General features: G+C 73.7%; 13 protein-coding genes. 6 read left to right on the forward strand and 7 right to left on the reverse strand.

Annotated elements, in window-relative coordinates; genetic code table 11:
• Entirely contained in the window at nt 1-1,695 is a 1,695-nt protein-coding gene (locus HGN31_RS00870; RefSeq protein WP_244961077.1) for a GMC oxidoreductase, read from the reverse strand.
• A complete protein-coding gene (locus HGN31_RS00875) occupies nt 1,692-3,104 on the reverse strand; it encodes a hypothetical protein (protein ID WP_168782043.1) in 1,413 nt (470 codons plus the stop codon). The genes HGN31_RS00870 and HGN31_RS00875 overlap by 4 nt, the downstream gene beginning before the upstream one ends.
• Before the next feature lie 462 nt (nt 3,105-3,566).
• Here HGN31_RS00875 and HGN31_RS00880 point away from each other — a divergent pair, with 462 nt between their 5' ends.
• Genes HGN31_RS00880 through HGN31_RS00895 form a run of 4 tightly spaced genes read left to right on the forward strand, consistent with a single transcriptional unit; the run spans nt 3,567 to nt 7,620 of the window.
• Nucleotides 3,567-4,298, forward strand: coding sequence for a CpsD/CapB family tyrosine-protein kinase (locus HGN31_RS00880; RefSeq protein ID WP_168782044.1), 732 nt, complete (start codon nt 3,567-3,569; stop codon nt 4,296-4,298).
• A gap of 1 nt (nt 4,299) precedes the next feature.
• Nucleotides 4,300-5,772 carry a GumC family protein gene (locus HGN31_RS00885; RefSeq protein ID WP_168782045.1) on the forward strand — a complete coding sequence of 491 codons (1,473 nt, stop codon included), beginning with the start codon at nt 4,300-4,302 and terminating at the stop codon, nt 5,770-5,772.
• Between the two features lie 7 nt (nt 5,773-5,779).
• Nucleotides 5,780-6,787: a glycosyltransferase family 2 protein gene (locus HGN31_RS00890; protein ID WP_168782046.1), complete on the forward strand. Its 1,008-nt coding sequence runs from the start codon at nt 5,780-5,782 to the stop codon at nt 6,785-6,787.
• On the forward strand, nt 6,784-7,620 hold the full coding sequence (locus tag HGN31_RS00895; protein ID WP_168782047.1) for a glycosyltransferase family 2 protein: 837 nt from the start codon (nt 6,784-6,786) through the stop codon (nt 7,618-7,620). Before HGN31_RS00890 ends, HGN31_RS00895 begins: the two co-directional genes overlap by 4 nt.
• Here the strand turns inward: HGN31_RS00895 and HGN31_RS00900 are convergent.
• On the reverse strand, nt 7,617-8,429 hold the full coding sequence (locus HGN31_RS00900) for a hypothetical protein (protein WP_168782048.1): 813 nt from the start codon (nt 8,427-8,429) through the stop codon (nt 7,617-7,619). The two genes, HGN31_RS00895 and HGN31_RS00900, sit on opposite strands and share 4 nt — an antisense overlap.
• A 250-nt stretch (nt 8,430-8,679) precedes the next feature.
• Here HGN31_RS00900 and HGN31_RS00905 point away from each other — a divergent pair, with 250 nt between their 5' ends.
• Nucleotides 8,680-9,357 carry a sugar transferase gene (locus HGN31_RS00905; RefSeq protein WP_168782049.1) on the forward strand — a complete coding sequence of 226 codons (678 nt, stop codon included), beginning with the start codon at nt 8,680-8,682 and terminating at the stop codon, nt 9,355-9,357.
• A gap of 84 nt (nt 9,358-9,441) precedes the next feature.
• Here the strand turns inward: HGN31_RS00905 and HGN31_RS00910 are convergent, their stop codons facing one another.
• On the reverse strand, nt 9,442-9,738 hold the full coding sequence (locus HGN31_RS00910; protein WP_168782050.1) for a hypothetical protein: 297 nt from the start codon (nt 9,736-9,738) through the stop codon (nt 9,442-9,444).
• A gap of 116 nt (nt 9,739-9,854) precedes the next feature.
• Here HGN31_RS00910 and HGN31_RS00915 point away from each other — a divergent pair, with 116 nt between their 5' ends.
• The gene (locus tag HGN31_RS00915; RefSeq protein WP_168782051.1) at nt 9,855-11,090 is read left to right on the forward strand and encodes a glycosyltransferase; all 1,236 of its coding nucleotides are present in this window, start codon (nt 9,855-9,857) and stop codon (nt 11,088-11,090) included.
• Here HGN31_RS00915 and HGN31_RS00920 read toward each other — a convergent pair.
• From HGN31_RS00920 to HGN31_RS00930, 3 genes are read right to left on the reverse strand one after another with little or no spacing between them, the layout of a single operon-like run.
• On the reverse strand, nt 11,087-15,706 hold the full coding sequence (locus tag HGN31_RS00920; RefSeq protein WP_168782052.1) for a MupA/Atu3671 family FMN-dependent luciferase-like monooxygenase: 4,620 nt from the start codon (nt 15,704-15,706) through the stop codon (nt 11,087-11,089). The genes HGN31_RS00915 and HGN31_RS00920 overlap by 4 nt on opposite strands.
• Nucleotides 15,703-16,680, reverse strand: a complete 978-nt coding sequence (locus HGN31_RS00925) for a glycosyltransferase (protein ID WP_168782053.1) — start codon at nt 16,678-16,680, stop codon at nt 15,703-15,705. Before HGN31_RS00925 ends, HGN31_RS00920 begins: the two co-directional genes overlap by 4 nt.
• Nucleotides 16,677-23,045 (reverse strand): type I polyketide synthase, encoded by a 6,369-nt coding sequence (locus HGN31_RS00930; protein WP_244961078.1) that lies wholly within the window; start codon nt 23,043-23,045, stop codon nt 16,677-16,679. The genes HGN31_RS00925 and HGN31_RS00930 overlap by 4 nt, the downstream gene beginning before the upstream one ends.
• Between the last annotated feature and the right edge of the window lie 24 nt (nt 23,046-23,069).

Raw genomic sequence — 23,069 nt, forward strand, 5'->3', positions numbered from 1 at the left:
TCAGTGCAGCGCCGCGGACACGGCGGGCGATTGCAGGTCGGGCATCTCGGCGGGTGCGGGCGCCGGGGTGGCGCTGCCGTCCGCGGCGCCAGCGGGGGGGTGGTGGCGCACGATGATGTCGGCCACCCGCAGGGCGTTGGCGACGATGGTGAGGCTCGGGTTCACCCCGGTCGAGGTGGGCATGAACGAGGCATCCGCGACGTAGAGGTTGTCGATCCCGTGCGCGCGGCAGTCGCGGTCGAGCACGCCCTGCGCCGGATCGTCCGAGAACCGCAGCGTGCCGCAGGGGTGGGCGAGGTTCAGCTCGGGCTGGAACGACAGGAACAGCATCCGGATGCCGCGCAGCTGCGCGCGCAGCTTGCGGCGCAGAAGCGCCGAGCGTTGCCGCAGTTCGGCCGGGATCCGATAGGTGAAGGTCAGGGCGTTCGGGTGCGCGGGGTCGTGGGTCACCCGGTTCTCGGGATCGGGCAGATCCTCGACGATGGTGGCGAAGACGCTCGCCTCGCCCAGCAGCGCCGATGCGATGGCTGCGGGGATGCGGATGAACGGCTTGCCGGCGCGAAAGCGGCGCAGCGGCGAGCGGTCGTAGCGCTGCTTCAGCTCGTGCACCACGACGCCGTAGCGCGCCCCCACGCCCAGCGACTGCACGAGCCCCAGCCGCGCGCCGTCGCCGGTGTAGAAATCGCGCAGGCTGATGGTCTTGCGCGGCCCGCGGTGGTCGAGCCCGCGCGGCGCCCAGAGCGCGATCCGCTCGCCGACGTGGAACATGAGGAACCGCCCGGCGAGGCCGCTGTCGTTGGCCAGCCCCTCGGGCCAGTCATCCGAGGCCGAGGCGAGCAGCAGCATGGGTGACGCGAGGGCGCCCGCCGCAAGCACGAACACGCGGGCCTCGATCCGCATCGCCTCGCCGCCGCACTCGACCTCGGCGTGGGTGACGTGGTGGCGGTCGGCGCCGAGGCGGCGGACCACGGCGCCGTCGAGGACCGCCGCCCGGCCGGTGGCCAGCGCCGGCTCGATCCCGGCCGAGCGGCCGTCCATCTTGCAGTCGCGCGGGCAGCTGCAGCCGACGCATTCGCGGCAGCCGTCGCCGCCGCGGATGGCAAGGTGGGTGCGGTAGGGGTGCAGGCCCGCGGCGCGCATGCGCTCGACCAGGACGGCCTCGGCCGGCGACAGGACCGGCGGGTCGCGCAGCGGCGGCAGCGGCTCGGGGCGCAGCGGATCGGGCGTGCCCGACAGCGCCATCAGCGCCTGCGCGCGGTCGAACCACGGGGTGAAGGCGTCGTAGCCCACCGGCCAGCCGCCGGTCGGATGCGGCATCGTCGGGGTCGGCTCGAGGTCGTGGCGCTCGGGCCGCTCGAGGGCTGCGGCGTAATAGACCGAGGTGCCGCCGAGGCCGGTTCCCTGCAACGGATAGCCGTCGCAACTGCGGCCATCGACGGTGCCGCGCAGCCGCTCGGGCCAGCAGTCGTGGGCGCGGCGCACCTCGGGGTCGTCGTCGGTGCAGTCGAGCGTGTCGCCGGCGCGGCGCGGGTGGCCGCGCCCGCGCTCGATGAACAGCACCGACAGCCCGGCCTCGGCCAGCATCCGGCCGCACAGCCCGCCGCCAAGGCCGGCGCCGATGATCGCCACGTCCCAGACCGGCTGCCCCGCGGGCGGGACCGGAACGGCCGGGGGGGTGAGGGTGGGGGCGTTCACGACAGCACCACGCGCAGCGGGGCCGCGCGCCCCGTCGCGGCGGGGGTGGACGCGGGGCCTGCGGCCTCCTGCCGGCGCACCGCCCATCCGGCGAGCGACCCGGCGCAGACCCAGCTCAGCGAGGTGAGCGTGGCGTTCGGCAGCAGATCGACGAGGTTCGCGGCCAGGATCAGCGCCAGCCCCGCCGCCGGCAGGTCCGAGGCCGAGGGCCGCCGCCACGCCGCCCGCGCCGCCCGCAGCACCGAGCCCGACAGCAGCCCGAACATCCAGGCAAACCCGAGCAATCCGGCCGACGACATCTGCACGATCCACTTGCCGTCGGTGACGGTCGCGACGCGGCCGGTGAAGGGGTCGACGACGTGGTTGCGGTTCCACCCGCCCCACCCGGTCCACGGCTTTTCCGCCGCGCGGGCGAGCAGCATGTCCTCGTTCGTCATCCGGAAGCCGAAGGACTGGCCGCGCTCGGGCGAGATGTCGTGGGCGAGGTCGGTGATCGCGCGGATCGGCAGCACCTCGACCCACCGCAGAAGCGGGTAGGACAGCACGACCACGGCCAGCAGCGCCGCCACCGCGAACTGCAGGCGCACCGGCGCCAGCAGCACCAGCGGCACCAGCAGCAGCGCATAGATCAGCGCCGCCATGCTCTTGCAGAGCACCAGCACCACCAGCAGGAAGACGAGAAGCGCGGCCCGCGCCCCGCGGCCGGGACGGCGCACGGCCGGGTCGCGCAGCCGCACCGCCGCGGCAAGGACCGCCATGCAGGCGAACAGCGCGACCCACAGCCCGTGCGACAGGAACACCATCGGGCGGAACCCGCCATAGCGCATCATCTGCCCGAAATCATGGGCGAAGAACCCGTAGATCCACACGTTGAGCTGCGGGCTGAGCCGGATCTCGAGCAGCATCGGCCAGGCATAGGCGAACCCTGCGAGGACCAGCGCCGCCAGCCACGACCTCAGCGCCGCGGGCGACGAGAGGACGAGATAGCCGAGGACGAAGGGCGTGAGCTCGAGCACCGCGCCCATCGCCCCGGTGATCCCGTCATAGGGGGTCATGCCGGGGCGGAAGTTGCTGCCCACGGTCAGCGGCTCGGGATTGGCGAGCGCGGTCAGCATCGGCGCGCTCACGGCCAGAAGCAGCAGCGCCTTGATCCAGACCGGCATCCGCGGGGCCTCGGCGCCGGCCCCGGTCCCGAGCACCGCGACCCCCACCAGCGCCGAGACGGCGGCGATGGTGTTCTTGTCCATCGCCGGCAGCATCGGCAGGTCGATCGCCACCACCGGCGGCAGCAGCAGATAGCCGCCGAGCAGCGTCCAGATCACCGCCTGCACCCGGTCGAGGCGCGAGAACATCACCCCCGCCGCGACCGGCCACAGTGTCAGCACGATGAACGCAAGCGGCGAATGCAACCGCGACCTCATTAAAAACCTGAGCCGAGATTAGGGGCGGGGAGGGGTTCCGGCAATCCTGCCTTAAAAGACAGTGTGCCCGCGGCCCGCGACGTGGCATCACTGAGGGGGTCATTGCCGGCGGCGCGGGCCGTCCGGGCGTTGAGCGCCGGGGCCATCCGCGTCATCATCACTTTGTTGGTTTCGGGTATTGTTGCAGGTGTCGAAGTGACGATGGAACGCCCCGCCGACGGGATGCGACAGCGCCCCGCGGCGTCTCGCAACGCCCCGCGCCCGGAGGCTGAGGCGCAGAGCCGCGGCACGGCCGGAACCGGGGCGCCCAACCCGTCCGGGGCGCCGGCAGCGGCGTCCCCGATCAACCCGCCTTCGTCCTTGCCGGCTGAAACGGCGTCCCCGCCAGACCCCTCGCGCCGGGCCACGGCGCCCTCGGCCGTTCGACCGTCCTTCGTCAGCGGCCCCCAGATGCCGCGCCCCGCGGGTCAGCTCCTTGCCGACCCGTCCCGGCCTGACGGCGCGCCCCCCCGCGACGCCGCCTGGGCGGCGCTGCCTGCGCTCGGCTGGCCGCACCGCACGCTGCTGCGCCTGCGGCTGGCGGGCGGGCCCCCCGACCACCCCGGGCTGGCCGCCGTGGCGCCCTATGACGTGCTGCGCACCCGCTCGATGCAGGCGATGGCCGCGGCCGGCTGGACGCGGATCGGCGTCACCGGTACCGGCCGCGGCCCCGCGGCGCCCGCGGTGGCGCTGAACCTCGCCCTGTCGGTCGCCCGGCGCGCCGATCAGCGGGTGGCGCTCGTCGACCTCGACCTCGACCGCCAACCGGTGCTGGGGCTGCTCGGCCACGCCCTGCCGCCCCCCAACCGCGTCCTGCACTGGAGCCGTGCGCGCCTGGGCGAGAACCTCGCCCTCGCAAGCTTCACCGCCCCGCCCGGGCGCAGCGCCGAGACGCTGCTGTCGGCCCAGTTCCAGGCCCGCCTGGCCGAGATGGTCGAGAGCCTCGCCCCCGACCTCACCATCCTGCACCTGCCGCCGATCCTGATGGCCGACGCCGGGATGGCGGCGCTGGACATGGCCGAGACGGTGCTGCTTGCCGTCGATGGCACCAGCGACACCCCCTCGCGTGTCCGCGCGGCCGAGGGGTTCGTGGTGGCCCGCCGCCCGCTGCTCGGGCTGTTTCTCTACGACGGCGAGGTCTGACATGGGCCCGATCACCGGCCTGGCCGAGTTCCTGTCGATGCTGACCCGCCGCGCGCCGGTGATCGCCGCAGTGCTGGTGGCGGGGATCGTCGGGACGCTGAGCTTTGTCACCGCGATGCCGCGGACCTATCAGGCGAGCACCGTGATCCAGATCCTGCCCTCGGTGATCGGCGGCGGGACCGAGGCGCAGGTGTCCGAGGCCCCGGCGCGGCTGCGGCTGATCGAGCAACAGGTGATGTCGCGCCAGAACGTCACCGACATGATCGCGCGCTTCCACCTCTTCGAGGACCGCCCGGAGCTGACCAGCAGCGAGCAGCTGTGGCGCTTCCGGCAGGACGTGCGGATCGACCTGATCCCCTCGGCCGGCGGGGCGCAGTCGCCCGATGCCGGGGTGTCGGCGCTGATGCTGACCGCCAACGCCGGCGATCCGGCGGTGGCCGCGGCGCTGGCCAACGACATCGCCAACCAGATCGTGACCGGCAACAGCGAGGTCGTCTCTCGCCGCCTCGCCAACCTCGTCTCGGCCCTCGACGTCGAAAGCCGCCGGGTTGAGGACGAGGCTGCGCAGGTGCAGGCCAAGATCGACGACATCCGCCGGCGCGAGACGGATGCCCTGCCCGAGAACCTCGAGGTGCTGCAGGCCGAGATGACCACGCTGCGCGGCCAGCGCGTCGCCACCACGCGCAGCATCCAGACGCTCGAGCGCGAGCGGCTCACGCTTCAGGTCAGCGAGGGCAGCGGCTCGGGCAGCGGCACGGTGACCGTCGCCGACCAGATCGGCCGGTTGCGGGTCGAGCTGGCGCAGGCCCGCCGGCGGCTGGGCGAGAGCCACCCCGAGGTGCGCCGCCTCGAGACCGCCATCGGTGAGCTGCAAGGCGGCGGGGTGCAGAACCTCGACCCCGCGGTGCGCCAGCAGATCGCGCTGATCGACGAGCAGCTCGGCTCGATGGAGGATGAGCGCAGCGTCCTCGACGCCCGGCTCGAGGCGATCGACACCGCCATCGCCCATATCCCCGAGGTGGCCGAGCGGCTCGACGCGCTCACCCGGCAGATGCGCGAGATCGAGATCCAGCGCGATGCGGTGGCCGCAAGGGTCGCGGCCGCGCGACTGGACCGCGAACTGGTCGCGGGCGAGCACGGCGAGCGGATGGTGGTGCTCGAGAACGCCGAGGTGCCCGACAACCCGCTGTCCTCGAGCCGCCGCCGGGTGGCCGTGCTGGGCCTTGCGGCCAGCATCGGCGCGGCGCTGCTGGCGGGGTTCCTGCTGGAACTCGCGCGCCCTGTCCTGCGCACCCCCCGGCAGTTGCGCCACGCGCTCGGCGTCAGCGCCATCGCGGCGGCGGGGCGGGTGCAGATGCCCGCCGACCGGATGGCGGGCAGCGTGCGGCTGGCACTGACGCTGCTCATCCTCGCGGCGGGCGCGTGGTATTCCTGGACGCTGGTCGCCCCGGCCCTCGCGCCGGCGGCGGCCTGAGCCGCCGTTGGCCACGTCGCCCGGGCCCGCGCCGCGCGCCGGTGGCGCGCGCGTGGTGGCCGTCGCCATCGGCCGCAACGAGGGCGAGCGGCTGGTCCGCTGCATCGGCTCGCTCAAGGCGCAACCGGACCTCGCGCGGGTGATCTACGTCGATTCCGGCTCGACCGACGGCAGCGCCGCGCGCGCCGCCGGGATGGGCGCCGAGGTGGTGGCGCTGGATCTCAGCCGGCCCTTCACCGCCGCCCGGGCGCGCAACGCCGGCGCCGCGGCCGCGGCGCGGGAGGGGGCGCCTGCGTTCATCCAGTTCGTCGATGGCGATTGCGAGGTCGCGCCGGGGTGGATCGCCCAAGGACTCGCCGCCCTCGACGCCGACCCGCGCCTCGGCGTGGTAGCCGGCCGGCGGCGCGAGCGGGCGCCCGACGCCACGCTCTACAACGCCGCCTGCGACGCCGAATGGGACACCCCCGTTGGCCCCGCCCGCGCGGTCGGGGGGGATATGCTGGTGCGCTGGCCGGCGCTCGCGGCGGCGGGGTTCTTCCGCGAAAGCCTGATCGCGGGGGAGGAGCCGGAGCTGTGCCTGCGCCTCGCCCGCGCCGGCTGGGGGATCGCGCGCCTCGACGCCGAGATGACCCGGCACGACGCGGACATGCACCGCCTGTCGCAGTGGTGGCGGCGCAGCCGGCGGGCGGGACACGCCTTCGCCGAGGTGTCGTGGCTGCACCGCGCCGGCCCCGAGCGGATCTGGCAGCGCGAGACGCGCCGGGCGGTGGGCTGGGCGGCGCTGCCGCTGGTCGCCGCAGGCGCGGGGGTGGTGACGCCCTGGGCCTGGCTGGCGCTGGCGGCGCTGCCCGCGCAGGTCGTCCGCATCGCCCGGCGCGACCCACGCCCGCACCGCCGCTGGGGGCGCGCGGTCCTCACCGTGGCGGGCAAGCTGCCCGAGGCGGTGGGCGTGGCCGAGTTCCACCTGCGCCGGCTGGGGGGCCGGGGTCGCGCCCGGCTAATCGAATACAAATGATCCCGCTCAGCGTCATCATCCCGGCCAACAACGAGGCCGCCTATATCGACGCCTGCCTCGGCGCGCTGGCCGCGCAGGACCACGCCGGCGCGGTTGAGGTGATCGTGGTGGCGAACGGCTGCACCGACGCCACCGCGGCACGGGCCCGCGCCCACGCGCCGCGCTTCGCCGCCCGGGGCTGGGGGTTCCGGGTCGAGGAGCTGGCTTCGGGCGGCAAGATCGGGGCGCTGAACCACGGCGACGGCTGCGCGCAGCACCCGGCGCGGCTCTATCTCGACGCCGACATCCGCATGGGGCAGGGGCTGCTGTCCGGTCTCGCCCAAGGGCTCGACGACCCGCGCCCGCGGCTCGCCGGCGGTCGGCTGGTCGTGGCGCCGGCCGCGAGCCGGGTCAGCCGGGCCTATGGCCGCTTCTGGTCGCGGCTGCCGTTCATGACCGAGGGCGTCACCGCGGCGGGGCTGTTTGCGGTGAACGGCCCGGGCCGGGCGCGCTGGGGCGCTTTCCCCGAGGTGATCTCGGACGACAGCTTCGTGCGGTTGCAGTTTGCACCGGGCGAGCGGCTGCGGGTCGACATCCCCTACGCCTGGCCGCTCAGCGAGGGCTTTGCGCGGCTGGTCCGCGTCCGCCGGCGGCAGGACGCGGGGGTGCGCGAGATCGCCGCGCGCTTCCCCGAGCTGATGGCGCAGAGCGGCCCGGTCCGCCCGGGGCGGGCGCAGCTCGCACGGCTGGCCGCGGCCGACCCGGTGGGGTTCGCCGCCTATGCCGCCGTGGCGCTCGCGGTGCGACTGGGCGGCGCGCGCGGTGGCGCCGCCGGGTGGGCACGCGGGCGCTAGTCCGCGCCGCGCGTCTCGGCGTGGGTGCGATAGGCGGCGACCGTCTCGTCCGCCAGCCGTTGCAGCGTCGCGGCGAGGTCGGGCGAGGGGGTCTGGAACGTCCCGCCGTGGGCATCCGTCAGCCGCCTCGGCAGGCCCTCGGCCGGCTGTCCGGTGATGGTCGCGTAATGGATCATCGCGACGTAATACATCCCGAGGTCGTTCGGGTGGATGTCGTCCGAAAAGAAGTCCGGGATCCGCGTCGCGCCCGGAACCTCCCCCGCGGCCAGCGCATCGTAGAGCCGCGCCATGCCCTGCCCGGCCGGGATGAGCCGCATCGGCGGCGCCTTGCCGGCCCGCGGGCGGTTGACGTCGTCCACGATCGCCTCCCACACCGGCAGGTCGAGCTCGAGGCGCTCGCGCCAGGGCAGGTGCCCCTTGTCGTCCCAGGGGATCTCGCGCCCGGTGCCGCTGTCGATATTGTGCCACGTCTCGTAGAGATAGGTCTGGGTCTGCGGGTTCGCCTTGACCGCCAGGTCGACCCAGCGCCCGGCGAAGCGCGCCGGATCGTGCCAGCGCAGCGTCGGGTCGAGCGGCACCCGCTCGGTCAGCACCAGCACGTCGACCGGCGCCTTGCGCAAAAGCGCGCGCCCATCCTCGCCCTCGGCCTTGCGCGAGTCCTTCCACGCCGATTCGAGCGGGGCGCCGTTGATGATCTGATAATGGACCTCGGCCTCGAGCAGATCGTCCATCATGGTCGGCAGAGTCGGGCTGATGAGGCTGTGGCCGACGAACAGCACCGAGGCGATTTCGCGCAGCATCTGATCCATGGTTCCTCGCTTCAACTGACGGCTGTATTTCGCAATTCAATTGAAATGCGATTTGCAGCGGGCGGCCCGCGGGGCAGGCCTTCACCCAATCGTTAAAATTTTACCAACCAGTTGATATTACGATCTTCTGGGAATTTTTTCCACCAGAGAAGCCAATGAATACCTGCCTTTATGGACAATCGGACAGATTTTTATACCGTGGGGTGACCGTATGACGTATGATACCAGCAGTTAGCGATGGAAGACCCTTATGTTGTCGCAACCGCGTATCCAGTACCCTGTTTCCAAGATCGTTCACGGCCCCCGGTCCAAGGCGCTCGATGAGCCCTATGCCCGGATTGCGAAGCGCCCGCTCGACGTGACGAGTGTGCTGCTGTCGGCGCCGATCGTCGTTCCGCTGGTCCTGATCCTGGTCGTCTGCATCATGCTGCGGGGTGGGCGGCCGCTCTACACCCAGATGCGCGTCGGCCGCTCCGGCCGCCCGTTCCGGATGTGGAAGCTGCGCACGATGGTCGCCGATGCCGACGCCCGGCTTGCGGCGCATCTCGCCCGCGATCCATCTGCCCGCGCCGAGTGGGAGTCGACCCAGAAGCTCAAGCGCGATCCGCGCATCACCCCGTTCGGGCGTTTCCTGCGCAAGTCGTCGCTGGACGAATTGCCGCAGCTCTGGAACGTGCTGATCGGTGACATGAGCATCGTCGGGCCGCGGCCGATGATGCTGAACCAGGCCGTTCTGTACCCGGGGTCGGACTACTATGACATGCGGCCGGGCGTGACCGGCCTGTGGCAGATCTCGGATCGCAACGAAAGCAGCTTCGCCCAGCGGGCGACGTTCGACGCCGAATATGCCCGCAACCTGTCGCTGGCCAGCGATCTGGCGATCCTAAAGCGCACGGTCAGCGCCGTGCTGCGCTGCACGGGATACTAGGTGCAGAGGGGCGCCGGACGTTTTTGCCGCGACTGGTAGGCGACGGCCGGCCGGATCGATGTGATTCCCCTGCGCTGCGCCGAGTCAGGGCTTCGGTTTGACCGTCTCGGCGGCCTCGATGGCGTCGGAACAGGCGGCGGTGCGTATCGCGATGACCAGTACCGCGATCACACCGACGACCGAATAGACCAGCAGGCCCACGAGCGGGCGGACGCCGAGCAGAACGATGCTGCCAGCCGCACTCGCCACCGCCAGAGCCATACCCAGCAGGAGCGTGCCAACCATGCCCTTGCCCCTCCCGTGTCTCAAATCACCCGCCACCATCTGAGTATGCGCGCCCCGGCGCTTATCCGGAACGATCGATTCGGTGCGTTGGTTCATCGTCCGTAAAATTGCCTAAAAATCCGTTAACCCCGGCGAGATTCCGCCGGGAGGTGGAAAAGCTGACGGGAAACATCGATACTGCCACGAAATAGTGCGGCTATCGGTGACGCTTCATGCACCTCGGTTATGTTGTCAACAGCTATCCGCTGCCGTCCCACAGCTTCATCCGATGTGAAATCGCGGCGCTGGAATCGCTCGGGCACGATGTCCACAGATTCGCCATGCGCGGTGACCGCTCGGCCCTCGCTGACCCGCTCGACCGAGCCGAGCACGACCGCACCGAGCATCTGCACGACCGCGGCGCCCGCGGGTTGCTGGACGCGCTGCTGCGGGAAAGCGGGGCCGCGCCTGCCGCGGTGGCCGGCGCCCTGCGGCTCGCGCGAACGCGCGCGGCGGCCGGTGAATCGAGCCTCGCGCGGCAGTTCGCCTATCTCGCCGAGGGCGCCGTCATCGCCCGGCGGGCGCGCGAGCTGGGGCTCGACCATCTGCACGCCCATTTCGGCACCAACTCGACCCGGATCGCGGGGTATGCGCGCCGCCTCGGCGGCCCGCCCTTCAGCTTCACCGTCCACGGCCCCGAGGAGTTCGACGCCCCCGTCCAGCTCGACCTCGGCGGCAAGATCGCGTCCGCGGCCTTTGCCGTCGCCGTCAGCAGCTTCGGCCGCTCGCAGCTCTGGCGGTGGGCCGCGCCGCAGGACTGGGACCGGGTCCATGTCGTCCATTGCGGCATCGACCTGGACGAGTTTCCCGCCCCCCTGCCGCTGCCGGCCGATCCGGGCCGGCTGGTGGCGGTCGGGCGCTTCGCCGAGCAGAAGGGCTTCGGCCTGCTCGTCCGCGCCTTCGCCCGGGCGCGCGCCGAGCGCCCGCGGTTGCGCCTCACGCTGGTCGGCGACGGGCCTCTGCGCCCGCAGATCGAGGCGATGCTGGCGGCCGCCGGCTTGGGCGAGGCGGTCGAGCTGGCCGGCTGGCAGGACCGGGCGGGCGTCCGCCGCGCGCTCGCCGCGGCCGATGCGCTGGTCGTCCCGAGCTTCGCCGAGGGTTTGCCGGTGGTGATGATGGAGGCGATGGCGCTGGGGCGCCCCGTGGTCGCCACAATGATCGCGGGCATCCCCGAACTGGCGCGACCCGGCCACGACGGCTGGCTGGTCCCGGCGGGGGACGAGGCGGCGCTTGCCGCCGCAATGGTCGCGGTCGCCGACAGCCCGCGCGAGACGCTCGCGGCCATGGGGCACAGCGCGCGCGCGCGGGTCGTGGCGCGCCACGACGTCCGCCAGTCGGCGGCCCAGCTTGCGGCGCTGTTCCAGCAGGCGGGCGAGGCCACCCGCCGGGACGGGCAGCCCGCGCGCTAGGGCCGGGGCTGCTGGCGCATCTGGGCCCGCAGGGCACGGCGGGCGGCCATGCTGTCCTCCGCGGGGTCCACGCCAGTCGCCGGGGCCGGGGCCGGGGCCCGCGGCGGCGGGGCCGCGGCCGCCGGGCCGCCCTCGGCGTGGCGGATGAAATCCCCCAGAACCGGGAAGCGGAACACGTCCGTCACACCCAGATGCGCCAGCCCCAGCCGGTCGCGCAGCGTCCGGTGCATCTGGATCGCCAGCAGCGAGTGCCCACCGGCGGCAAAGAAATTGTCCCGGACGCCGAGTTCAGACACGCCCAGCACCTCGCACCAGATCCCCCGGATCGCAGCCGCGCGGTCGCCGGTCTGCGCCGGGGGCATGGTGCTCTCGGCGGGCGCCGAGGCAGCGGCGGTCGGCGCGGCGGCGACGCGGGCGGGGGCGACCGTGCCCGGCGGGGGCAGGGCCTTGCGGTCGATCTTGCGATTGGGCGTCAGCGGCAGCTGCTCGAGCCGGACGATCCGCCCCGGCACCATATGCGCCGGCAGGTCGCGCTCGAGCGCCGCGCGCAAGCCGGCCTCGTCGCCGGGCGTGCCGGTCACATAGCCGACCAGCCGGGCATCGCCCGGGGTGTCCTCGCGCACGATCACCACCGCCTCGCGCACGCCGGGCTGGCGGGCGAGCGCGGCCTCGATCTCGCCCGGCTCGATGCGGAAGCCGCGCAGCTTCACCTGCTGGTCGATCCGCCCGAGGTAGTCGAGCCCGCCGTCTGGCCGCCAGCGCACCCGGTCGCCGGTGCGGTACATCCGCCCGCCTTGAGGCGTGCTGCGGAACGGGTCGGGGCGGAACGCCGCTTCGGTCAGGTCGGGGCGGTTCCAGTAGCCGCGCGTCACCCCGTCGCCGCCGATCCACAGCTCGCCCTCGGTCCCCTCGGGGACCGGGCGACCGTCGGCGTCGAGCACATAGACCGTGGTGTTGGCAATCGGCCGGCCGATCGGCGCGCCCGTGACCTCGGCCGAGAGCACCGCCGTGGTCGACCAGATCGTCGTCTCGGTCGGGCCGTACATGTTCATGATCCGCGCGCCGGTCAGCCCGCGCAGCTCGCCCAGCAGCGGCGGCGGCAGTGCCTCGCCGCCCAGCATCAGCACCTTGAGCCCGCCCAACGGCCCGGCCACCGCCGGGTCAGCGACGAGGATGCGCGCCATGCTCGGGGTGCATTGCAGATGCGTGACCCCGTGCCGGCGCATCATCGCGGCGATGGAGTAATCGCCGGGATCGGCCTCACCGGTATCGCCCCCGGTCGCCGCCCGTAGCCGGGCCAGCAGCGGGAACGACCCGGCCACCACATCGGGGGCGATGCCGTAGTCGATGAGGCAGGCGATCTCGCCCACGCCGATGGCCTTGAGCTGCTCGACCCGCGCGATGGCGTCGTCGAGCGAGCCGAACAGCCCCGAGTCCTCGAAATAGCGCAGGAAGGCGAACTCGAGGATGCCGTCGAGCTCCTCCTCGGTCAGTGTGCCGAGGTCGATGGCCATCGGGTTGGTCATCCCCGCCGGGCGGCGGAAGGCCGGAAACTCCCACGCGTATTGCTTGACCAGCGCGGCGGCCGCGCGGAGATAGTCCTTCATCGGCCCCCGGGCGATCTCGCGCGCCGTCTCGCGGTCCTCGGCGAGGAAGCTGTGCAGCATCAGCGTCACGGTGAAGTCGGCCGGATCATGCCCCGCCGCGCGCAGGGCGGCGTGGTATTCGCCGATCCGTTGGGCCACGGTGTCGATGCTCTGGCCTAGCAGGTGAGTCAGCACGTTGGCGCCCAGCCGGCCGGCCTCGGCCCAGGTCTCGGGGTTGCCGGCGACCGTCACCCAGATCGGCAGCTCGCGCTGCACGGGCCGGGGCTGCGTCACCACCGCGTGCATCGAGCCGTCGGCGCGCGGAAAGGCCACCGCCTCGCCGCGCCACAGCCGGCGCAGCGTATCCACGCTTTCGATCATTGCGGTCTTGTTGTGGGGCGGCGCGTTCTCGGGGCGCAGGATGAAATCGTCGGGCTGCCAGCCCGAGGCGACGGCGATCGCCGCCCGCCCACCGGTCAGGTTGTCGATCACCGCCCATTCCTCGGCCACCCGCGCCGGGTGGTGCAGCGGCACCACGCAGCTGCCCGCGCGGACCGAGATGCGGCTGGTGACCGCCGCCACCGCCGCGCCGGTCACGGCGGGGTTGGGGTAGGGGCCGCCGAAGGCGTGGAAATGCCGCTCGGGCGTCCAGAGCGCCACGAAGCCGTTGTCGTCGGCGAACCGCGCCCCTTCCAGCAGCAGACGGTATTTCAGCGCCCCCGGCCCGTCGTCGTTGCCCCAGTAGTAGAGGCTGAACTGCATCCCCGGGCTGCCGGGGGCCGCCCCGGCCGGACGGCCACTCGCGGCAGCCGAGACGGCCAGGCGGCTCTCCTCTCCGGCGATGACCAGCTTGAGACCGCGGGCGAGCGACCAGAAGATCTCGAGCACCGAGATGTCGAACGACAGGCTCGTGACCGCCAGCCAGGCGTCGCCGGGCGCGACCGGGATCTCGGCGTCCATGCCGCCGAAGAAGTTCGCCACCTGCCGGTGCTCGACCATCACCCCCTTGGGGCGCCCCGTCGAGCCGGAGGTGTAGATGAGATAGGCGAGGTGCGCGGGCGTCACCGCGACCTGCGGCGCCTCGGCTTCGCCCGCCTCGATCGGCAGCGCGGTGACCCCCTCGGCCCCCGCGGGCAGCGCCAGTCCCGGCTGGATCAGGGCCACGCGAGCGCCGCTGTCGGCGAGGTAATAGGTGAGCCGGTCGGCCGGATAGTCGGGGTCGAGCGGCAGGTAGGCGCCGCCCGCCTTCCAGATCGCCAGCGCACCGATGACCAGCTCGGGCCCGCGCCTTGCCATCAGCCCCACCGGCTGGTCGGGGCCGACGCCCGCCGCAATGAGGCGGTGAGCCAGCGCATTGGCGGCGCGGTCAAGCGCGCGGCGGCTGAGGCTCTGGTCCTCGAACACCAGCGCCACGGCCTCGGGGTCGGCGGCGGCGGTCGCGGCGATGAGGTCGTGGATGCAGGCGGGGGGGATGTCGCGCGCGGTGTCGTTGCGCCCGACCAGCAGCGCCTCGCGCGCGGCGGGGTCCATCACCGGCAGGTCTCGGACGGCGGTCGCGGGTGCCGCCTCGAGCGCCCAGCCGATCCGCGCCGCGAGCCGCTGCGCCGCGGCGGGCGAGAGCCGCGCCGGGTCGTGGTCGAGCGTCACGCCGGTCCCAGACAGGAACAGTGTGGCGGCACTCTCGGCCACTGGGCCGCGACCGGTGAGGTCGAGGGCCACGTCCGGGATCGCAGCATGGCGCAGCTCGGGCGCGCGGTGCCGCAGGTCGGCCATGAACGCCCCGCGACCGGCCTGCGCCGCCAGCGCCGTGTCGAGCGCCGCGGCCATGCCGGCGAGGTCGGGCGCGTCGGGCAGCGCCAGCGGCACCCAGTCGCTGACCATGCCGGTGGGGTCGTCGGGGTGACCCTCGGGCCGCAGCGCGACCGTGGCGCCGGCGCGCCCGGCGATCTGGGCCAGCACCGCGGCCACGGCGGCCCGTGTGGCGCGGGCATCGCTCCCCTGTGCGGGGATGGCGATCCGGCTGCGCGGGGCGCCGGCGGCCTCGGCCTGCGGCGGCAGGTCCGCGAGGTGCAGCGGGTCCATCCGCGCCAGACGCTTGCGCCAGTAGCCGTCGTGAGGTGCCGCCGCGGCGGCGAACGCGCCCAGCTGCGCGCGCAGCGCGGGATCGGTCCCGAGCACCGTGCCGGGCGGCGGCAGGTCCAGCGGCTCGCGCAGCGCCAGCCGCACGGCGCGGTCGGCGCAGGCGACGGTCAGGCTGCGGTCGCCGGCCGCCAGCACCGTGCCCGGCACCCCGCCGCCGTCCACGAGATCCGCTTGCGTCACCGTCGCCACCCGCCCGCCCGGCAGGGCCAGCCGCGGCTCGGCCAGCGGGTTCCAGTAGGCGCCGTGATCGAGCCCCCGGACCAGATCGACCACCCGCTGCGCCGGACCGGAGAGGTCCACGAGCCCGCCGGCCTCGGGCCGCTTGGCCTTGGGCAGATAGCTGCGCTGGCCCAGATCCTGCCGCTCGCGGCGCAGATCGCCGGTTTCCAGCATCTCGACCAGCTCCGGCAGGCTGTCGGCGGCCTGGGCAAAGCAGCGCGCGTTCAGCGTCAGCGCGGTGTCGTCCGCGCGGATCGGAAAGTCGCGGCGCACCAGCACGTCGCCCTCGTCGATGCCGCCCTCGATCAGGTGCCAGCAGATGCCGTGCCGCGCGTGCCCGCCGATGATCGCCCAGACCGGCGCGTTCAGCCCCGCCATCCGCGGCAGGGGGCCGTCATGGAAGTTGATCGCCCCCAGCCGGCCGCGGGCCAGCGTCTCGCGCGGCAGGATCGAGAGATTGGCGATGCTGAACAGCCAGTCGGCGTCGGGCGCCGTCAGGGCGGCGGCGTCCTGATCCTCGACCGGGATGCCGTGGCTCGTGGCATAGGCGCGCAGGTCGGGGTTGCAGGTGATGATCGCCCGCACCTCGTGACCGCGCGCGCGCAGCAGGTCGGCGGCGTGGCGCAGCAGCAGCTCGTTGCCGACGAGGATCGCAGAGAACCGGGTCATGGCGTCTTCCTTTCAGGCCGGACGGCACGGGCGACGGCGCCGCGGGCCATGCGGGTCAGGTGGCCGGGCGGCACGCCCGGCGCGCGGCGTTCGATCAGGCAGCGCAGCCGCCACAGCCCGCCGCCCGCGACATGGGCCATCGCGGCCGCCAGCGCCCCGCGGCGGCCGTGGTGCTTGCGGAAATAGCGGTCGTGCGAGGCGTACCAGTAGTCGGGGACGCGCGCCCAGGTCTTCATCCCGGTGCTGGCCGAGCCGACATGGACGACCTTGCTTTCGACGACGTAATGGGTCTGCCAGCCGCGGGCGGCGGCGCGGCGGCAGAGATCGGTTTCCTCGAAATAAAGGAAGAACCCCTCGTCGAAGTCGCCGATCTCGTCGATCACCGCCTGCCGGATCATCATCGAGGCGCCCGCCGACCAGTCCACCCGCCCCGAGACCTGGGGCCGCGGCAGCGCGACGACGTGACGCGCGAGCCACCTCGTCACCGGGCCGGTGCGGGCGGTCGCCTCGAACTCGCCGGCGACGGAGGGAAAGCGGAAGGCGGTGTCGTGGTGGTCGCCCGCGGGCCCGTGCAGGCGCGAGCAGGCGATCCCCGCCTCGGGGTGAGCGTCGAGATGGGCGATGAGCGCGCGGATCGCGTCCGGCGCGGGCATCGCGTCCGAGTTCAGCAGATAGACCAGATCGGCCCGCCGGCCGTCCGGCAGGCCGCGGCGGATGGCGAAGTTGTTGCCCGCGCCGAACCCGCCGTTGTGCCCCGAGCCGACGACGGCCAGCCGCCCGCCCGCGGTCCACGCCCGCGCCGCGGCCTCGGCGGCGAGCAGCGCTTCCGAGCCGTCGCCCGAGTCGTTGTCGACGATGGTGATGCCGCCTGCGATCCCCTCCATCGCCTCAAGCGCGGCCTCGGCGGCGGCGAGGGTCAGCGCGGGCGTGCGCCAGTTCAGGATGATCGTGTGCAGGACGTGCGGGGCGGTCATTCGGCGGCCATCCGGGGTCCGGTCCGGTCGGCGGCGCGCAGGATGTCGCGTAGCACCGTGCCGAGGCGGCGGACGTTCGGCTCGAGCACCATCGAGTCGTGGTCGCCCGGCACCTCGACCACCCGCAGCGCGGGCATCCAGTCGCCCCAGCCGTTGTCGCCGTAGAGATACTCGCGCCCGGTCGTGACCCAGCGGTCGCCCGAGACCTTCCAGCGCCGGTCGAGCGGCGGGCGGAACAGCGTCACCGGCCCCTCCCACGGGGCCAGCGCGACGCGGGGCAGGGCGGCGCGGAAGGCCGCCTCGATGGCGCGGTCGTGGAACGCCTCGGGCTCGTTCGCGGCCCCCGCCTGCCGGCGCCGGGCGAGCTCGTAGCTGAGCTTGTCGCGCGCCCAGGCGGCGAGGAACGCCGGCCCCTCGGCCTTGAGCTGCTGGGTGCGGATCATCAGCTTGTCGCGGCGGCTCAGCACCGGGCGCTGCGGCAGCGGCGTGTCGAGCAGGACGAGCTGCGCCACCGCCTCGCCCTCGGCCTTGAGCGCGCGGGCCATCTCGAGCGCGATCAGGCCACCGCCCGAGAAGCCGCCGAGCAGATAGGGGCCGCGCGGCTGCACCTGCCGCACCTCGGCCAGATAGTCGCGGGCGGCCTCGGCGAAATCCTCGTGCGGGCGGTCCTCGCCGAACAGCCCGCGCGCCTGCAGCCCGTAGAACGGCCGGTCGGCACCGACCCGCTGGGCGAGGTGGCGCAGGTTCATCACGTTGCCGAACATCCCGGCGACAAGGAAGAACGGCGTGCCCCCCGTGGCGCCGCCCTGGCCGCCCATCGGGACGAGGTGGCGGCGGGTGGGTGCGTGGGGCACAGGCGCGGGCTGGGTGCCGGGGGTGCCCGCGGCATCGGGGGTGGCGCGGGGGCCGGCGCGCTCCTCGACCAGCCGGGCGAGGCCGGCGATGGTCGGGGTCTCGAAGAGCGTCGAGATCGGCAGATCGACCCCGAACACCTTGCGCAGCTGGTTGAACATCCGCACCGCGATCAGCGAGTGCCCGCCGAGGTCGAAGAAGCTGTCCTCGGCCCCGATCTGCGCCACGCCCAGCAGCTCGGCCCAGATCGTCGCCAGCTCGGACTGGGTGCCGGGGGCGGGGGGGACGTAGTCGGCGTCCATCTCGGGGCGCTCGAAGCTCTGGCCGCCGCGGTCGGCCTCGGGCGGGCGGGCGGCGTCGGCGACCAGCGCCGGCAGGTCCATCGACGAGATGTAGAGCTGCGGCAGCCCGCTCGCCACCGCGCGGTCGAGCGCCCGCGGCCCCTCGGCGGCGGGAATGCCCTGCGCGACGAGATGGGCGAGCCGCCGCTCGCCGGGGTCGTGGTGGACGGGGTGGGCGCTGTGCGCCGGGGCGGCTTCGGGGCCTGCGGTGAACCCCGCCGCGGCGGTGTCGAGGCGGCGCAGGGCGAAGCCGGTGATGCGGCAGCAGACGGCGCCCTCGGGATCGGTCAGCGTCACGTCGAAGCGCGCCATGCCGCCGGTGGCGGCGGTCAGGCGGACGTGGCTCGTGACCCGCGCCGGCAACGGGCGCCAGAGGTCGAGCTGGTCGTAGCCGAGCGGCACCCAGAGATGGCTGGCCGTCCAGCCCGGGATCAGCGGCATGGCCCAGCCGGTGGCGATGTCCATCAGCGCCGGGTGCAGCAGATAGCCCTGCGCGAGATCGCCGGCATAGGCCGGGTCGAGCGCCAGCTCGGCCACGCCGGCGTCGCCCGCGATCCGGTGACGGCGCAGGACCTGCCAACGCGGGCCGAACCGCATCCGCGGCGCCTGCGCCGAGGCGAGCGGCCGGCCGCCGCCGTCCTCGTCCCATCCCCCCGGCGCGGGGGGTGGCGCCGGGGGCGGCGGCGGGGCGGGATCGGCCAGCGGCACCACCAGTGCGGTGACGTTCGCCCCGTCGCCGGCCCCGTCCGAGAGGGTGATGCGGGCGGCATCCTCGACCCGCGCAACCTCGACCGAGAGCCGCATTTCGGCCCCGTCGGGGACCAGTACGGGGCGCAGGAACTCGACGCCGCGCAGGGTCAGCGGCAGGGCGAGGCCCGCCTCGCGCGCCGCCTCGGCCAGAATCTCGAGGCTGCCGGTGCCGGGCAGCAGCGCCTGCCCCGACTCGGTCCGGTGCTCGTCGATGACCCAGTCCGCGGCGCTGAGGCGGCGGACGAAGCGCAGCGCGTCATCTCCCGGCAGGCGCAGCCCGAGCAGCGGGCCGGACGCAGGTGTTCCGGCCTCAGGCTCATGGCTCGTCGTTGCAGGGTTGGGCGCCGCGCCAACGGCGTGCGCCACCGGCTCGGCAGGCGTGGCCCGCACCGCGCCGGTAGCGCGAGCGGCCATGCCGGTGTCGGCCCAGACCCCCCAGTTCACCGCCACCACCCGGCCCAGCTCGGGCGGGGCCTGCCGGGCTATGGCGTTCAGATACTCGTTCGCCGCGACATAGTCCGCCTGGCCGGCCGGCGCGATCGCCGTGCTGGTCGAGGCGAAGAGCACCGTCAGCCGCGGCGGGCGGCCGCGCAGCGCCGCGATCAGCGCGTCGGTGCCGTGCATCTTGGGGGCGAGCACGTCCCACGCCTCGTCGTCGCTCTTGCCCGCCATCAGCCCGTCGCGAGTCAGGCCCGCGGCGTGCAGGACGCTGTCCACGGGGCCGAACCGCGCAACCGCCGCATCCACCGCCGCGGTCATGTCCTCGGCGCTGTTCGGGTCGGCCGTCACGGCGAGCACCTCGGCCCCCGCCGCGCGCAAGCCCGCGACCGCCTCCAGCACCGCGCGGCTGCGGGCGCTCTGCCCGTCCAGAGGCTCGCGCGTCGTCAGCACCAGCCGCGCCCAGCCGCGCCGGGCGAGATCCTGCGCCAGCGCCTGCCCGATCCCGCCGAAGCCGCCGGTGATCAGCGTCACTGCGCCGGGCGGGATGGCCGCGGGCGGATGGGGCGCGAGGGGCAGGGGGGCGAGCTGCTGGACGAGCCGTCGCCCGCCGCGCCAGGCGACCAGCGGCTCGTCCCCGCTGACCGGGGCGAGCAATTCCTCGAGCAGCGCATCGGCCAGCCGGTCGAGCCCGGCCTCGTCGGGCTGGGTGCGCCCGATCAGCCCGCGGCGCGGCGGCGGCAGCCGGACATCGACCAGCCGCGCCGGGCCGCCACCCTCGCGCGGCAGCATCCGCACCGGGCCGGTCGCCGTCATCTTTTCGGGATGCGGGGCCGGTTCGCCCGCCACGCTCAGCGCGTCGTTGCAGACCGCGATCAGCGCCGGGTTCGCGTCGGGCCATTCGGACCCCAGCGCCTGCGCCAGATGCAGCAGGCTGAAGAACCCCCGCTCGAGATGGGCCATCGGCACGCTCGACCCCGGGCGGCAGCTCTGCCCCGAGGTGATGCCCCAGAAATGCGCGATCCGGTCCACCGGCGCGTCGAGCATCCCCAGCATCTGCGCATAGCCGTCGCGCCCGGCCTCGGGCGGCAGCGTCAGCCCCTCGGGCGTCTGCGCCACCCGGTCGCCGGCGCGCAGCAGGGTCACCGCGTGCCCGCCCGCGCGCAGCCGATCCGCGACCCGATCGGCGACCCCCATCTCGTCGGCCAGCACCAGCCAGCGCAGCGGCGGGTGCAGCGGCGCGCCCAGCGCGTCCAGTTCGACCGCCGGGGCGGAGAGGCGCCAGACCGGGCGCCAGCCCCAGCCCGCCGGGTCCTCGATCCGCGCCGGCGCCTCGTCCTCGACCGCCGCCGAGGCCGCGCTGCGCTCGATGAAATAGCGTTTGCGCTGGAACTGGTAGCCCGGCAGCGGCAGCCGCCGCCGCGCGGCGTCGCCCCAGATCTGCGCCCAGTCGAAGTCGCCCCCCGCCGCCCACAGCCGGGCCAGCGCGTTGATGAAAAAGAGATCGTCGCCCACCGCCTGGTCGCGGTGCCGCAGGGTCGAGATCACCTGGAAGGGCCGCACCCCGGGATTGGCCCCGGCCATCGACGACATCGCCCGGCCCGGCCCGACCTCGACGAACAGCGTCGCGGGGTCGGCAGACAGATGAGCGATGCCCTCGGCGAAATGGACGGTGCCGCGCAGATGCGCGGTCCAGTAGTCGGGATCGGTCGCCTCGGCGTCGGTGAGCGGCCGCCCGGTGCGGTTCGAGATGATCGGGATCTGCGGGGCTGAAAGGCGGATGCCCGCCAGATAGGCGCGGAAGCGCGGCAGGATGTCCTCGAGCATCCGCGAGTGGGCGGCGATCGAGATGGCGATCTTCTGCGTCTCGACCCCCCGCGCCGCCATCGCCGCGGCAAAATCGTCGAGCGCCGCCTGCGGCCCCGACACGACCGACAGCGACGGCGCGTTCACCGCGGCAAGATCCAGATCGCCCAGCTCGGCCGCAAACCCCTCGGGTGCCAGCGGCACCGACAGCATCCCGCCCGGCGCCACCCCGTCGAACAGCGTCCCGCGCAGATGGACGAGGCCGATGCAGTCCTCGAAGCTCATCACCCCGGCGAGGCAGGCGGCGGCGTTCTCGCCCATGCTGTGGCCGATCAGCGCCGCGGGGGTGACGCCCCAGGCCATCCACAGCCGCGCCAGCGCGTATTCGACGATCATCAGCAGCGGCAGCTGCGCCGAGGGCCGCATCAGCGCCGCATCGGCCGCGGCGGTGGCGTCCGGTTCGGGCAGCCAGAGCGGGCGCAGGTCGGGGCCGAGGGTGGCCAGATGCGCCAGCCCGCGGTCCATCCACTCGCGGAACACCGGCTCGGTGTCGTAAAGCCCGCGCGCCATGCCTGCGTATTGGGCCCCGCCGCCGGGGAACATGAAGACGACGCGCGGGTCGTCGCCGGCCTTCTGGGCGTCGAACACCCGGCGGTTGTCGGCGCCCCCGCGCAACAGCGCCGCCGCCTCGGCCGGGTCATGGGCGACGAGCACTCGGCGCCGCTCGAACCGGCGGCGGCCACGGACCAGCGTGTGCGAGATGTCGGCGGGATCGGCGTCGGGATGGGCCTCGAGCCAGCCGGCCAGCGCCGCCGCATTGTCGTCGAGCGCCGCGCGGCTGCGGCCCGAGACGGTGAAGATATGGAAGGGCCAGTCGGAGTCCTCGGCCGCGGCGGGGGGCGGGGGTTCCTCGAGGACGACATGGGCGTTGGTGCCGCCGACGCCGAGCGAGTTGACGCCCGCGCGGCGCGGACGCATCGCCTCGGGCCAGTCGGCCAGCCGGTCCGCGACCCGGAACGGTCCGCCGGCAAAGTCGATCGCGGGGTTCGGGGCCGAGAACCCCAGCGTGGGCGGGATGCGCCCGTGGTGGACGGCCAGCGCCGCCTTGACCAGCCCGGCCGTCCCCGCCGCGGTGTCGAGGTGGCCGATGTTGGTCTTGACCGAGCCGACGAGGCACGGCCCCGCCCGCGCCGCGGCCGCGGGGACGCGGGCGAAGGCGTGGTTCAGCGCGGCGATCTCGATCGGGTCGCCGAGCGGCGTGCCGGTGCCGTGGCACTCGACATAGCCGACGCTGTCGGGGGGCGTCCCCGACATCACCAGCGCCTCGGCCACCGCCGCGGCCTGGCCCTCGACGCTGGGGGCGAGATAGCCGGCCTTGGCGGCGCCGTCGTTGTTGATCGCGCTGCCCCGCACCACCGCCCAGATGTGGTCGCCGTCGGCCAGCGCATCGGCCAGCCGGCGCAGCACCACCACCGCCGTCCCGCTGCCGAACACGGTGCCCTGCGCGCGGTGGTCGAACGCCCGGCAATGCCCGTCCGGCGACAGGATCTCGTTTTCCTTGTAGAGATAGCCGCGCCCGTGCGGCAGCTCGATCGTCACCCCGCCGGCCAGCGCCATGTCGCACTCGCCCGACGCGAGCGACTGGCAGGCCAGATGCACCGCGACCAGCGAGGTCGAGCAGGCGGTCTGCACGTTCACGCTGGGCCCGGTCAGGTCGAACAGGTGGCTGGCGCGGGTGGCGAGGAAATCCTTGTCGTTGCCGGTGTGGCGCAAGAGGAACATCCCCACGCCGTCCACCAGCTCGCGGTTCGAGCAGAGGTTGAAGTAGAAATAGCTGCCCATCCCGCAGCCGGCGAAGACGCCGATGGGTCCGGGGAAGCTCTCGGGGACGTGGCCCGCATCCTCGAGCGCGTTCCAGCAGCTTTCCAGGAACTTGCGGTGCTGGGGGTCCATGATCGCCGCGTCCTTGGGCGAGAGCCCGAAGAACTCGGCGTCGAAGCCGTCGAACTGGTCGAGGATCGCGGCGGCCGGAACGTAATGCGGATCGCGCAGATGCAGCGCGGATTCGCCCGCCGCCGCCAGCTCGTCGGCCGACCGGCGCGCGATCGACTCGACCCCCTCGCACAGGTTGCGCCAGTAGGCTCCGACAGTCTCGGCGCCCGGAAGCTGGGCTGCCATGCCGACGATCGCAAACTGATCGTG

The sequence above is a fragment of the Paracoccus sanguinis genome (assembly GCF_012689545.1).
GTDB classification, from domain to species: Bacteria; Pseudomonadota; Alphaproteobacteria; order Rhodobacterales; family Rhodobacteraceae; genus Paracoccus; species Paracoccus panacisoli.